This window comes from Paenimyroides baculatum (genome assembly GCF_008629655.1).
Taxonomy (GTDB): domain Bacteria; phylum Bacteroidota; class Bacteroidia; order Flavobacteriales; family Flavobacteriaceae; genus Flavobacterium; species Flavobacterium baculatum.
This window is the reverse complement of record NZ_VWSG01000002.1, coordinates 327,241-341,584: the sequence shown is the minus strand read 5'-3', so window position 1 is coordinate 341,584 and position 14,344 is coordinate 327,241. Positions and strand designations below refer to the sequence as shown.

At 34.4% G+C, this 14,344-nt stretch carries 12 protein-coding genes; 3 read left to right on the top strand and 9 right to left on the bottom strand.

Features of this window, described 5'->3' with window-relative positions; genetic code table 11:
- Nucleotides 1-1,396: 1,396 nt before the first annotated feature.
- On the bottom strand, nucleotides 1,397-1,744 hold the full coding sequence (locus F0460_RS04175; protein ID WP_150010547.1) for a hypothetical protein: 348 nt from the start codon (nucleotides 1,742-1,744) through the stop codon (nucleotides 1,397-1,399).
- A gap of 509 nt (nucleotides 1,745-2,253) precedes the next feature.
- The gene (locus tag F0460_RS04170) at nucleotides 2,254-3,114 is read right to left on the bottom strand and encodes a helix-turn-helix domain-containing protein (RefSeq protein WP_150010545.1); all 861 of its coding nucleotides are present in this window, start codon (nucleotides 3,112-3,114) and stop codon (nucleotides 2,254-2,256) included.
- A gap of 2,128 nt (nucleotides 3,115-5,242) precedes the next feature.
- Between F0460_RS04170 and F0460_RS04165 the strand changes: the two genes are divergently transcribed.
- The gene (locus tag F0460_RS04165; protein WP_150010543.1) at nucleotides 5,243-5,581 is read left to right on the top strand and encodes a hypothetical protein; all 339 of its coding nucleotides are present in this window, start codon (nucleotides 5,243-5,245) and stop codon (nucleotides 5,579-5,581) included.
- 70 nt (nucleotides 5,582-5,651) lie between these two features.
- Here F0460_RS04165 and F0460_RS04160 read toward each other — a convergent pair whose 3' ends face one another.
- Nucleotides 5,652-6,602, bottom strand: a complete 951-nt coding sequence (locus F0460_RS04160; RefSeq protein WP_150010541.1) for an erythromycin esterase family protein — start codon at nucleotides 6,600-6,602, stop codon at nucleotides 5,652-5,654.
- A gap of 393 nt (nucleotides 6,603-6,995) precedes the next feature.
- Between F0460_RS04160 and F0460_RS04155 the strand changes: the two genes are divergently transcribed.
- A complete protein-coding gene (locus tag F0460_RS04155) occupies nucleotides 6,996-7,778 on the top strand; it encodes a helix-turn-helix domain-containing protein (protein WP_190304085.1) in 783 nt (260 codons plus the stop codon).
- Nucleotides 7,779-9,104: 1,326 nt separating this feature from the next.
- On the opposite strand, the gene F0460_RS04150 is transcribed toward F0460_RS04155, so the two are convergent.
- The 3 genes from F0460_RS04150 to F0460_RS04140 form a co-directional block, all read right to left on the bottom strand.
- Nucleotides 9,105-9,326, bottom strand: coding sequence for a hypothetical protein (locus tag F0460_RS04150; RefSeq protein WP_150010537.1), 222 nt, complete (start codon nucleotides 9,324-9,326; stop codon nucleotides 9,105-9,107).
- Nucleotides 9,327-9,586: 260 nt separating this feature from the next.
- Nucleotides 9,587-10,189, bottom strand: coding sequence for a hypothetical protein (locus F0460_RS04145; protein ID WP_150010535.1), 603 nt, complete (start codon nucleotides 10,187-10,189; stop codon nucleotides 9,587-9,589).
- 158 nt (nucleotides 10,190-10,347) lie between these two features.
- Nucleotides 10,348-10,572: a hypothetical protein gene (locus F0460_RS04140; protein WP_150010533.1), complete on the bottom strand. Its 225-nt coding sequence runs from the start codon at nucleotides 10,570-10,572 to the stop codon at nucleotides 10,348-10,350.
- 707 nt (nucleotides 10,573-11,279) lie between these two features.
- Here F0460_RS04140 and F0460_RS04135 point away from each other — a divergent pair.
- The gene (locus tag F0460_RS04135) at nucleotides 11,280-11,636 is read left to right on the top strand and encodes a hypothetical protein (RefSeq protein WP_150010531.1); all 357 of its coding nucleotides are present in this window, start codon (nucleotides 11,280-11,282) and stop codon (nucleotides 11,634-11,636) included.
- Nucleotides 11,637-11,697: 61 nt separating this feature from the next.
- Here F0460_RS04135 and F0460_RS04130 read toward each other — a convergent pair whose 3' ends face one another.
- The 3 genes from F0460_RS04130 to F0460_RS04120 are packed head-to-tail and all read right to left on the bottom strand — an operon-like array spanning nucleotide 11,698 to nucleotide 13,969.
- Nucleotides 11,698-12,192: a CinA family protein gene (locus F0460_RS04130; protein ID WP_150010529.1), complete on the bottom strand. Its 495-nt coding sequence runs from the start codon at nucleotides 12,190-12,192 to the stop codon at nucleotides 11,698-11,700.
- A gap of 20 nt (nucleotides 12,193-12,212) precedes the next feature.
- Nucleotides 12,213-13,100, bottom strand: a complete 888-nt coding sequence (locus tag F0460_RS04125; protein WP_150010527.1) for an SDR family oxidoreductase — start codon at nucleotides 13,098-13,100, stop codon at nucleotides 12,213-12,215.
- An 11-nt stretch (nucleotides 13,101-13,111) separates the two neighbouring features.
- Nucleotides 13,112-13,969 (bottom strand): SDR family oxidoreductase, encoded by an 858-nt coding sequence (locus tag F0460_RS04120; RefSeq protein WP_150010525.1) that lies wholly within the window; start codon nucleotides 13,967-13,969, stop codon nucleotides 13,112-13,114.
- Nucleotides 13,970-14,344: the final 375 nt, after the last annotated feature.

The following is a 14,344-nucleotide window of genomic DNA, read 5'->3' as shown; positions in this document are numbered from 1 at the left end:
AGCGGTATGAGCTTTTAAGCGAGTGTCAAGACACTGCATGAAGCGTTAAAGCACCGTTTCGATGTGGTAGCTTCAAAAGTGATCTTCGACCGATTAAAAGATCGCCGCAAAAAGAGATTTTTGGTACTTTTTATCTTTAAAAAGTACAGAGAAACTAAATGTGTAAATCACCAAGAATGAAGAATGAATACCTAAATGTTACGAACGCACGACCAAAACAATAGGTAATTAACCCAAAGCTCTTTTTGGGCTTTGTGGAGTAGCCCCATTAAGCTTTGGGTTCATTAAATTACGAACCTGAAACTAAAAATTCTATGTCAAAACTGGATGTGATGCTGCATCGTAGTGCAGCATGACAGTATGGCTAGAACTTATGGAATTTTGATTTTAAATCGAAAAAGGACTACAAACTCAGCGGTATGAGGTTTTGATCGAGTGTCGAACCACTGCATGAAGCGTAAGCAGATCGGGATGCAAAGCACCGTTTCGATCTGGTAGCTTCAAAAGTGATCTTCGACCGATTAAAAGATCGCCGCAAAAAGAGATTTTTGGTACTTTTTATCTTTAAAAAGTACAGAGAAACTAAAAGTGTCAATCACCAAGCATGAAGAATGAATACCTAAATGTTACGAACGCACGACCAAAAAAATAGGTAAATTAACCCAAAGCTGTTTTTGGGCTTTGTGGAGTAGCTCCATTTAAGCTTTGGGTTCATTAATCACAATTCTTAGAACTTTATTGAAAACTGAATAGAAAATAAACTCAGCGGTATGAGCTTTTGGTCTGCCTGTCCCGATTTTTCGGGAAGTGTCGAACCACTGCATGACTTGTCTCGCTTTAGCGGAAGCGTAAGCAGATCTGGTGGTCAGTGAGCCTCGGTTGCTGAGCTCGTCGAAGTAGCGAACTGCGATCTGGTAGCTCCAAAAGTGATCGTCGACCGATTAAAAGATCGCCCCAATAAAAGACTTTTGGTACTTTTTGTCTATAAAAATCGTAAGATTCACGACTTCCAAGCTGTAAAATAAAGCCTGGACGTAAAGTACAGAAAAAACTAAATATTTCTATTCCGGATAAATGAGAATCTAAACTGAAAAAGAAATTATTATAACTATATAATAGAAAAAAAAATTGAGAAAAGCACATAATCACTTCTATTAGAGTAGAGATTTTAATATAGTAATTTAGTTGATTAATTAAAATCGGAAGTATTATGTGCCGAAGCTCTTGCAAAAAACAAGTGTAAAACATTTTTAAGAATGTGAGGACGATGATGAATAAGTAATGTTGTGTCTTGCCTAAGATAATTAAACATATATTTTAGTTATCACCAAAAAAAAAAGACTGTTTCTATTAAGAAACAGCCCTAACTAATTCAGATATTAGATCATTTATATCTTTATTTTTCAAGTAACACACGTAGGTCTATACCGCTGTCTGAAGGTTTTACGCCGCCTTCATGAATAACCTGTAATTCCATTGAATGGTCGTCCATGCTGATAACTTTATAAGCAGCTTCCATACCGGTCTGGTCTATTTTCAAAGTTATTTCTCTTTCTTGTTCGTCAACCATCCATGTTCCGGGATGTTTCTGCTCGGAACAGTTGTTTTGGGCGTTGTAATATCCGACAATCTCTTTACCACCTGCCATTAATTCAATATATCCGAAATAAGCACAGTTGCCGTTTTTTGTTAGTGACTGCACTAATTCTCCATCAGTATCATCGTAAAAGTTAAATGCAGTCATATTCCATTTGGCCTGTAACTGCTGCTCCAGACTTTTTTCTTGTGAAGGTAGAGGTAGCGAATCGTCACTGCTGCATCCGATAACGATAAATAATAAAAGTAAGGGAAGGCAAAATAATTGTTTCATAGTTAAAATTTTGAGGTTTATAAATTATTGTTTTGAGATTTCTTTGTGCTGATATAGGTTGTTTTAACTATTTTTTTGATGATAAGTACCATCGCATGAAAAGTATAAATAATAATCCTCCAAGCAATCCTATCGAAACGGAATTAGCTATACTTTCAGTAATAATTTTTCTGTCGATAAGAAAAGGAAAAATTAAGAAGTGTAATACTATCATAATGAATAACAATAGACCGATTGTAATGCATTTCCTTTTTATTGAATTGCGGGTAGTACTATTGAAAGACTGGTAGGGGTTTTTATCGGATTCCATATTTATTACTTGTTTATATTTAAAGTAAAATTAGTATGGTCTGATAACTTAAAATTGTACAATTGGGACATTTTTACTTTTCGTCTATAAAATGCCAGTAAAGGTCTTCATTTCCTATCTGAACAATTTTTGGAAGTAGGGTTTTTGGGGTTTCTTCTGTGATGCTCTTAAAGTGTCTGATAAAATGAGACTGATCGTAATACATGCTGTAAAGCGCTATATCCGTTAGGTTTAACATTTCCTGATGTTGGAGTGCATAGTTAAGGGAATTGCGGAACATGACCATTTTTTTGTAGTCTTCAATAGTAGCGTACAGATGTTTTTTAAACAGGCGAAGCAGTGTTTTCCTGGCTGTAAAGGTTATTGCTTCCAGCGCGTCAACTTTGATAGTTCCGTTGGATAGAATTATTTCTCTTACAGCTCTCTGCATAACCTTATTTTCGAACGGACGCATGACGGCGATAAGTGCACTTTCAAGTATTTCCACTTGTTCTTCAAGGGGTTGCTCTTTTTTAAGTGTACGAATATGTTCTTCAAAAATAGTATCCATTATTAACTTCTGAAAAGAATTGCTTAAAAATTCATTTAATGGTTTGTCAATAAAATGATTGATGCCTAACGGGTAAAAAACAATTCCAATTTTATGGTAAGTTCCTTGTAGGTCAACATGGATCTTATCCTTCAGATTTATGCAGTATAAAAACGTTAGCTTGTCTGTATCAGCAGATGTGCGTACTTTAGAACTTTTACCATCTAGATCAATTTCCACATCGTTCCCCTTGTAGATAGTCAGAGCATGCATGAAGTTAGGGTAAAAATAAAAAGCTTCCGAATGTTCTTCATCGTTTGAAACATGAAAGTAGTAATAGGCAATGTGCTTTTTTAAAAAGTTATCTTTAGGTCTGCGGGTTATAAGGTAATTTTTTTGGTTCATCTTTTAAAGATAATAATTTTATTATGTTTTTGGTAGCGGTTTAGAAGATGATATGTTTTGTTTCATTAACGTTTAACAGTATTGAATCTTGTAGGCAATTTACAGTTTTTTGCTGATAAGTTTGTGTTAGAAAATTTCAATTGCTGTAATTGGTCCATTCTTCGGCTACAAATGAAAAAATTAAGATACAGAAAGACTTGTATCGCTTAAGCCGCTGCATAAGAGGTGATCATGGTGTGAGAAACGTTTTTATCTAGTAGCTTCAAAAGTGAACTTCGACCGATTAAAAGATCATCGCATAGTCAAACAATTCTAAATAATAAACCCAAAATCAAAAAAAAAATTTAGTACTAACAAAAATCTGAAAACGACATTATTTTTTAAGCGAGTGTCGAAAGCGGTGATGTTTACGTAAAAAGAAATGCTGTTTGAGCGTAGCGAAATCGAAGATTCATGAATACCATATCATTAAATAGTATAGAATAAATAGTTTATTTCTTTTAGGAAATAAACCGCATTTTGACCGTTTAAAAAATAGAGTCTTGACCTTTTTGGTTCGTTTTTGTGTCAAGACAAATCGAAGATTCACAGCTTCCAAGCCGTAAAATAATTCTTGGATGTAAAAATGAACAGTAGAAATTAAGAAACGAAATGTCTAATTGTAAACAAGGATTGTAAAATAAAAACAAATCATAAAACCAAAGCTCTTTTTGGGCTTTGTGGGGTAGCCCCATTTAAGCTTTGGGTTCATTAAATTACGAACCTGAAACTAAAAATTCTATGTCAAAACTGGATGCGATGCTGCATCGTAGTGCAGCATGACAGTATGGCTAGAACTTATGGAATTTTGATTTTAAATCGAAAAAAGACTACAAACTCAGCGGTATGAGGTTTTGATCGAGTGTCGAACCACTGCATGAAGGGTAAGCAGATCGGGGTGCAAAGCACCGTTTCGATCTGGTAGCTTCAAAAGTGATCTTCGACCGATTAAAAGATCGCCGCAAAAAGAGATTTTTGGTACTTTTTATCTTTAAAAAGTACAGAGAAACCAAAATGATTATAATATGATTTAAAGAGATTAATTTCCCGAACAGTCAAACAATTCTAAATAATAAAACCACAATAATCATTAAAATAAAAACCTTCCAATTGTTTAACTACACTTTTGTAAAAACCTTTTTTTAGATAGTCTTTAAATGTTATTTAAAAAGTTGTACATTTGCGCTACTACAGAGGGTAAGGGTTGTACCTCCCACTGTGCTTCATTAAGCATTCTTATTTATTTAAGGATGCTTTTTTATATATAATAATTTCTCTTTTAAGTAGTTATCATCTCGCAGGCACATCAGCAAATAGCTGTTTTGTACTATAGCAGTGCAAAATAAACCTCTCCATAAATAAAGTCTGTAAAATAAAAGTGCAGGAAAACCAAATTGATTATAGTATGGATCAATGAGATTTATCTTCCAAATAGTTCAACAATCTTAGTAACAATGTAATAATCAAAAAAACATAATCTATATAAACCCACCCACAGATGTTTTTGGGCTTTATGGAGTATCTCCATTTAAGCTTTGGGATCAGTAATCACTAATCTTAAAAATTTATTGAAAACTGAATAGAAAATAAACTCAGCGGTATGAGCTTTTAGTCGAGTGTCGAACAACTGCATGAAGCGAAATCAGATCGGGGTGTGAAACACCGTTTCGATCTGATAGCTTTAAAAAGTGATCTTCGACCGATTAAAAGATCACCGCATAAACACTTTGCTTCTTTGGTGTTTCAAACCGCAAGGTTCACGGCTTCCAAGCAGTAAAATTATGCCTAGACGTAAAGAAGAGTAAAACCGAAATGTTTCTATTAGGAATTAGTGGAGATTAATTTCCCTAATAGTCAAACAGTTTATTAAAAAATATAATAGAATCACAAAAACAAAGCATTAAACCTACAAGATTACCAAAACCTCGCAGGTTAAAAATGAAAACGTAATCCCTAGGGATAAATAAAAATCAATATTCAACGGCTGTATTATTCTGCAATAATAAATAGAAAGATTTTGATTATAAATTAGTAAATCGCTTTTATAAAAATTGTAACTTTATGTAAACAGCTTTAAAAATAGTACGTTATGGAAGATATATATGCAGATTTGGAAAAAATTATTTGTAGTAAGGTTAAAGAGTTTGAGAGTTTTTTATTACAGTTTCAGCAGGAATTTTCAGGACAAGATTTGAAAAGCATCATTGATAAGAAAAACGAACTATTAACGCACTGCACAGATTACGTATACAAACGTTATCCGTCTGATGGCAAAGTATATGTGCCAAACGGAGACAGAGTTCATACAGAAAAATCCATGATACATTTCTATTCCATAAAATACATGCACGACAGGGCTAAAGAGCTTGATAAGATCTTTCTTCAGTTTTTAGATAAATTTATTAATTGGCATGTGAAGAATAAATAACAGGATGTTAGAAAATCAAAAGTAAAAAATGAATTCGAAGGACATCTTTTGCTTCACCTCAAATGCAAATTTACTGATTCGGAGTTTTCGAAGCAGTGGTTTCCCTGATAAAGATCAGTGCGTCAAAATCAGATCCCGCCTTTATAGGAAGCGGTACGGGTGTTTGCCAGTTTGAATAAAGGTTGGTTATCTTATTTACCATACCGCCCAGCGGATTGCCTGTTGCATTAAAATCGACAAAGAATATGGGATATTTTACCTCGGCAAACAGACTTGAGAATGTGTCGTTGGTTCCTTCAAAAAAATGTATCTCTAGTGTTCCATTGCTGTCTAACACCGTTACGCTCCCCTTATAAGTGTCAAAACCTATAACATAAAAATTGCTGCCGAATTTTTGATGCAGATGAAAACCCATGGCATTATACTCGCTCATGGTATTGTCTTTGGCAATGTGAAGGTTGTGGGCCCATACAATAGCTTTACCTTTTTTTTGCGCATACTCTTCCATAAAAACCAAAGCCATCCATTCATCGCGCATCATTGGATCCGACCAGAATTCTTCCCGGTCAGTTCCGATCAGCTGTACTTTTTCTTTAGCTGTTTTATTATACTGCTGTAACCAATTACATAACTGCAGCATTTCCTCTGAATTGTAAAGACCCATGTTTTTTAATAGTACGGTCACATCACCACTTCCATCCTGGATATAACTGTTTAATGGCTGTACAGCAGTATTGGGAGCTTCAAAGGCAATGAGTCTGTAGTTAAGCTCGTTAACAAGATATTTAACGATGCGGCCTTTCTGAATGTAAAATTCGCTGGTACCGTGAGATGCCTCGCCCAAACCTATGATCTGTTTGTCTTTTACAAGTGCTGCCAGGAAATGCAGATCGTCAAGGCTTTCTGTGTTTGAACCGCTCTGTAAATGATGCACATTGCTGTTTAACCAGTTTATCGAATTATTTTGGGCATGCATTACAGTTGTAACGGTAAAAAAGAACAGACAGAAAATTTTGAGCATGGCAGGGATTTTATATTTATGTTGGTTTTAAACAGGTATGGTTAACAGATTATTGCGTAAGGTAGCAAATATTTCAAAGTGATCTTTAAAATACTTATACGCACCTGCCGCTCATAGGCAATTTAGTAGATGCTACTATTTGACACGTAATCATAAAATTACCATTTAAAACGGGAAAAGTATTAAAGAAATTAGAATAATGCTTATTACATTTGATATAATGTTTACACGCTGCTTCATAAAGTATACGAAGAAGTTGCTTTTTTAAAAGAAGCGGGGATAGGTAGCAGCGAAATGGAGAAATTTTAAATGCAAGAATTTTTTATAAAGCCCTTTTTAAACTTTACAAAAAAACCTTTTTTAAGTATCTGCTCATTGGAAGAATTCGCAAGGATGGATCCGGAGGTATTTTCTGCAGAAAAAATGGAGCTTTATATTGTCCATTTTTATTTGAAGGGGAAAGGAATTTACAGAATTGGTGATGAATCGGTCGACATCGATGGAAAAGCCATTTTATTTACCACGTACTTGCGTATAAGACAGTTTTGTCCGGCAGACGACTGTGAAGGCTATGTACTGATATTTTCAGAGAGCTTTTTTGGTAAAACTACCATTAAAAGTTTTTTTCTGCATCACACGCAGTTGTTCAACAGTTCTGAAAAGGTGGTGCATTTTGCTGCCGATGAACGGTTCGAAGAACTTTTTTGTTTGTTAGGCCTCATTGCAGATGGTTTGGCAAGACCTTACAGCGAGTTACAGGAACAAATACTGCTCAACTATGTTTTCAGCATATTGCTCATTGGCGAAGAATTGGGAAAACAGGGAAAAGCACCGCTTACAATTGACAACGATAAAATGATCGTCCGCGATTTTAAATTGCTGGTAAACGAAGAACTGAACCGTAGGCATTCTCTTCAGTATTTTAGCAGAAAACTGAATATAAGTTTGGCTGCATTGGATAAGGCATTCAAAAAGCACGAAAACATAACGCCGAAAAAATGGCTTAACAGAAGACTGGTTACAGAAATAAAGATCGAATTGAACCGTTCCGATATCAGCATCGGGGAAATAGCATTCAAGTTCGGTTTCAGTGAAGTAACCAATTTTACAAAGTTTTTTAAAACGCTTACCGGTACAACACCTAAGCAGTACAGACAGAGGATGAACGAGGGGTAAGATCATTTGGAGTAACGAATACACAAACACCTAAAAAAATAATATGGAAGAAAGTTACTTAGACGAGGAAATAGAGAGCAAAAGAATCTTAACCGAAGAAATTCTCGCACAGATTAATACATGGAACAACATGCTGAAAGAACTGGACATGCCTCTTAGGGTGGAACTGAATTTCCTTAATAAAGAATTTTAGGTAAGCACATAGCTGGACAGGCGATTTACTCATCATCTGTTCGCTTATGCTTTTTTACATCATAAATAAAAACTCAAATCAAAAAACATACATACGTAAGGTTTCTAAGATTTGTTAGATAAAAAAAATAAACCCAAAGCTCTTTTTGGGCTTTATGGAGTAGCCCCATTTTAAGCTTTGGGTTCATTAAATTACGAACCTGAAACTAAAAATTCTATTTACAAACTAGATGCGATGCTGCATCGGAGTGCAGCATGACAGTATGGATAGAAATTATGGATTTTTGGATTGAAAACTGGATTAATTAACTAGGAGGGATCAGAGCGCCATTTATCAGTAAAACGAGCGTCAATTAATTGAAGAATCCGTAAAAGAATCGGGGAACAAAGTGAAATCGAAGATTCATGAATACATTATTATAAAAACAGAAAAGAATGAATACTTTTCGATTCTTTAGTATTCAAAATTTAAATTGACCGTTTTAATGATAAGGCAAGACTAAGAAAGAAAAAAGATTTTTGGTACTTTTTATCTTTAAAAAGTACAGAAAAACCGAGATGTTCATAAAATAAATAAATGAGATTTATCTTCCAAATAGTTCAACAATCTTAATAACAGTTTAATAATCAAAAAACCATAATCTATCTAGACCCAAAGCTCTTTTTTGGCTTTATGAAATAGCCACATTTAAGCTTTAGGTTCATTAAATTCTCAATCAAAATCAAACTGAATAGTAACCAAAATCTAAAAAACGACATTAGGTTTTCGACGAGTGTCAAAAATGATGAAATTTCCGTGAAAAGAAATGCTGTTTGAGAACTTGTTCGAAATCGAAGATTCATGAATACGTTATTATAAAATAGCGAGGAATGAATAATTTATTTCTTTTAGGAAATGAAACATATTTTGACCGTTGAAAAGCTGAAGTCTTGATTTTTTGGTTCGTTTTGCATCAAGGCAAAATGAACAGAAGATGCATGTGCAAATAGGGGGGAGTTGATTCATACAACGTTAGACCATTTCAACTAAAACATCCGCACTTATTAAATTTCTTTAGAAAAAAATAAAACATAAATATTTCAGTTGTATTTAATCAGTTGTATTTAAAATGAATTTATAAAAAACATCCTACTTTAAGTATAGATTACTCTACCTTCAAACGGTATCGTATTCACATGAATTTCAACAATATGCTCTTTTGCGGTAATAATTACCGGTGCCTCCAAATAAGATCCATCTGCCTGCAGCGCTTCAACAGCAAATTTACGCTCTTCTGCACCCTCACATTCTGCGGTAAATATAAAACCGTCAAATGTTTCTTTAAAATCGTTGGTGGTAAATTTTATGATATTCATACGTAATTGATTTATAATTTGTTACTTTAACAAGGGTTTTTACAATATAAAATTAATAACCGCCTGCATACAGCATTATAGATATACCGCCAAGGATTATCAGTAGAATTGCTAATGTGGTAATACTTATTTTTCTTTCTCTTCTCATGTTGATTGGTGTTTAATTTGTAAATAGTTCTTTAAGTTTTTTTTGTAAAATGGTAACAGCTGTAGATTGTACTTCAACTATTGTACTTTTTTATCTAACGCTGCTGATTCTATTAATTTTTAAGTATAAAGATCCAGCGGTTATTGTTCGAACTTTCTATGGTAGGCTTATATAAAAATACCTGAATCTGTTGGTTTGGGTTACTTTGTAAATACTCGCGGACCTTTACAAGGCTTTGTACTTTTGACCACATGTTTTCAAAATGAACCTCAGGTAATAAATCTTCTGACATTTCCTTATAACCATTCGCGGGTGTTACAAAATCGTTTGTTGTTACCCTCTCAAAATGGTCTGAAGGTCTAAAATCTTCCGGAATTAAAATATCACCTTCTAAAGGAGCATGCTTTGCAGTTGCTTTTAACAGTAATGCATTTTCTTCTTCATAAAAAATACTGATAACAGTTCCTTCAGCACTCATTTCTTTGTTAGCTTTTATAGTAAATGTTTCGGGATGATCATAATAAAGATATTCTCTTCCCCAGCTAAAATCTTTTGATTCTTCATCAAACTTTAAAACTAAAACTTTATTTGTTGCAATTTTTACTTCTCCCTGATCAAAGTGGCAGCCGCTTGTTAAAAGGAAGGTTAGAAAAAATCCAACGATTAGTAAATAGGCTTTAGATTGTTTTAAATAGAGGGTAATAGTTTTGTTCATTAAATTGTTTATTAGGTTTCTCGTTTATTATTAGTTTCACATAAAAAAATCATGCCGTAGTTGTCATTCTAAAAAAATTGTACCGATCTAATAGTTTAAATCGGTACAAAAAATGTAAAATGAATAATAGGGTGTAACCAAAGGTTGTCTTATATATTTTACAGGTTATCCGATGACGAATTTACACTGTTAACAGTATCATTCATGTCATCTGATTGGGTTGCTGTACGTCCCTGATGATTGTCAATACTACCTCCTGATGCATCTCGTTCATTCAAAGGATCGGGATCGTTATGTAATCTTTCCTGTTCAGGTATCGAGTCGTATCGGTTTACTTCATCCGTATTTTTATTTTCTCTGCACGCAATTGTTGTACTAACCATTAACGAATGCGCTTACACATAATGTTTTGAATAAATTCTTTTTCATAGCAATATTGTTTTAGTGACACTTTCTTCTAAACGAAGGTTTATATAAACGTCAGTTGTTGTATATAGCAAAATGAAATAAGATATTCCGTAATTAAGTAAGATGTTTTAGTAAAAGCAAAAAGTATTCCCTTAAAAATATGGCTGTTTTATTTCTTCCAAAATTTACAATCGTCATCACTTTGTGTATTATTGGTACATATAATGTACTTTTTTTACAATTATGATAATTTATTCATATTTAAAATAAGGCACCTTTCGCGAAATTATTACGTATCTTAAATTTAATTTTTTTTAGCAATATGTTTAAATATATAATATTTATAATGTTAATTAATGTTTATATAATTTAAATATTAATAAAAAGACTGACTATAAACTTCATTTTATTGATCTGTTTATAGTAATTTCTTGTTTTACTAAACTAAACAGCTTTCTTTAACAAATGTTAAAACTTGTAATGCGCTATTTTGGTAAGTTTTTTTGATTTCGATATCGGGCATTAAAGGCTTAATTAAGTTATAAAACTCAGGTTTATAATTAGTTGGATCGTTTATTGAAGTATACTAAGTGGGAAACACCCAGGTAGATGAAATGAAATTTACAGATGTATTTAAGTGAGATTCGATACAAATTATTAAACAACCTAATCAATTATAATCATGGAAAATAACAAAAACAACCCAGGACAAGACGGAATGAACAACCAAAACAATCCGCAAAATCAAAATCAAAATCAAAAAAATCAGAACGATCCTTCTTTTGATAAAAATCAGACTAATGATCCTCGCAATGATCAAAACCAGAATCCGGACAGAGGTCAGGAAAATTCAACGGAACAAGGTGCTGGCAGAAATAATAATTCTGAAGAACACCGTACCAACCAGGATCAAAAAAGATACGATGGATCTAAAAATCCCGACGGTATGGATACCAATGTAAAAAACGGTGACAGAGATTTTAACGAAGACATTGTGAACGACGATGATCGTAAAAACAACAAAAACTTTGAAGATTAAATTTGCAGTTTACTTAAGTAAAATAACCTCTCCTAAGTAGTTAAGAGAGGTTATTTTTTGTTTAATTCTCGTCTTCTTTGCTTAAATGGGCAGTAATTATATCTGCTACTTTTTTAATGGTGCTGTGCACTATTTGATTGGAATTACCAGCAAAAACTTCTTTCACCTGGAAGTGGTAATCCGGAAAGATAAAATCAATAAACATGGTGCCGACCGGTTTATCGTCGGTCTCGCTGCCTCCGGCTTTGGTAAGACCAGTTACAGCAACAAGAATATCTGCTTTGTTAAACATTTGTTTTGCGTTTAAGGCCATGCACGTTGTTACTTCGCTTGATTCGGGCGTATGTTGGTCTATTAGTTCCTGTGGAACTTTAAGTATATTAACCTTCTCATCGGCATCGTAACAAACAATGCTTCCAAGCATAATAGCACCTGAATAAGGGGTAAGTGCAAATGCAACAGAGAGCGCTCCTGCTGTGGCACTTTCTGTAAAAGCAATTTTAAGTTTTCTTTCGGCTAACAAAGCGCAACAGTTTAAAACGCTTATTTCTGTCATATTTTTTAATTGGTTAAGTGTTAGTAGGCAATTTTTCCTCCCGTTGCAGGGATAGTGATACCACCTATGTACGAGGCTTCCTGCGATGCAAGAAAAACATAAATGGGCGCAATTTCAACGGGCTGTCCCGGTCTTTTTAACGCAGTATCCTTTCCAAAGTCTTTATAATCAATTATGGTACTTGGTATTAAAGGCGTCCACACGGGACCCGGAGCCACCGCATTTACACGGATATCTTTCTTCTGCTCTATAAGCATCTGGTTTAAATTAGCCGTGTAATTCTGTATTGCCGCCTTGGTTGCTGCATAAGGCAGAAGCGTGGGGTTGGGCTGGTAGGCGTTTACCGAGGTTGTATTAATGATGCTGCTGCCTTTTGGCATAAAAGGTATGCTTAACTTGCACAAATGAAACATAGCCAGTACGTTGGTATCAAAAGTTAGTTCCCATTCTTCGGTGCTTATCTCGTCGATTGTTTCCCTGCCCATCTGGTAAGCGGCATTGTTGATTAACACGTCTATTTTTTTAAACTTCTTAACGGTGGTTTCAATTAACGCCTGGCATATTGTCTTATCATTAATATCACCCTTAAATAGCAGTGCTTCCCTGCCGGCTTTGCGTACCCACTCTGCTGTATCCTTGGCATCTTCATCTTCCACATCGTTTAAGTAGGATATAACAATATCGGCTCCTTCGCGCGCAAACGCAATGGCAATGGCTTTTCCAATGCCCGAATCACCTCCGGTAACCAGTACACATTTATCCGTCATGCGGTTGTAACCTTTGTAAGATTCCTCACCGTGATCGGGTTTTAATTCCATCTGATCTTCTGATGCAGGCGGATTTTGTCTTGGTTCGTGAAAGGGTGGGCTGGCATATTGACGGATGTTGTTTTCTTTTTCTTTTTTCATAACGATGATTTTTAGTATTTGTAAATTTTTCCTCCGGCATCTAAAGTTTCACCGGCGATAGATTTCGATTCTTTTGACGCAATAAACACATAAAGCGGAGCAACTTCATAAGGATGCATCGGTGCAGCCGAGTTTATGTTTGTTGGCAGGCTGCTGTAATGTGGTAATTCATCGGGTAATGAATCAGACCATATAAAACCTGTGGTGATGCCGTTAATGCGAAGGCTCTTTTTCGTTAAAGCCAGCATTTTGTTCATTTCGTATGTATAGGTTTTAACGGCGGCCTTTAAGGCGGCGTAAAATATAAGCTGGTCGGGTTGCGCATACGCACAAAGTGTTGCCGAATTGATGATGATGCCGTTAGGTGCAAGATATTCGGGCGCAAGCCGGCCTAATGTGAATAGCGACTGTATTTTTAAACTGTCGTTTTTACGAAGCAGGTAATGTCCGGTTTGTGTCTCTTGTTTGTTTGATATGGAAAAAGTATTTACCAGTATATCAATTTTGGGCACTTTCTTCAAAATGTTTTCAAAAAGCCGTTTACATTTAAACTCGTCAAAGGTAGACGATTTAAACAGCCATACTTTCCTGCCGAGTTTTTCAATTAATTTTACCGTTTTTTTTACTTCTTTTTCATAATTTAAATGGTTGTAAACCATAATAATGTCAGCACCTTCTTTAGCAAAAGCAATAGATACGGCTTTGCCAACCCCGTTATCGCTGGCGGTTACAACTACACTTTTATCCAGCAGCTTGTCAGTCCCTTTATACTCGTCTGTTGTATACTGCGGGGTAATTTTCATAAAGGAACTTATTTCATTTTCTGAAAAAGCACTGGGCGGACTTTCAAATTGTAAATTTTTTTTCATAGTGAGATATTTTGACTTGTAATGTATAAGCAGAAGCAAATTCTATACTTAAATAACATGTTTATGCTACCTGCGATCTTTTAATTTTGTTTTATACAGAGCTAAAACCCTGGAAGACTGAATTTTTATGAATTAGCCGCTGATAATTTAGGAACCTTTAATTCCTATTTTAAGTTCATGCTGTTTAAAAAAGAGATAAACTTTAAAAAGATCGACTTTAAGCTTACTCCTAACTGTGGAAAAATCCCTCTTTTTGGGTAGAAAGGCTCGTGATTTTAATGTGTAACGTACTAATAAATAAGGTCTTATAATAAATATTTTGGTAGTAAAATAATTTAATATTTTCAATATTTTATATAAAATACAGAATACAAA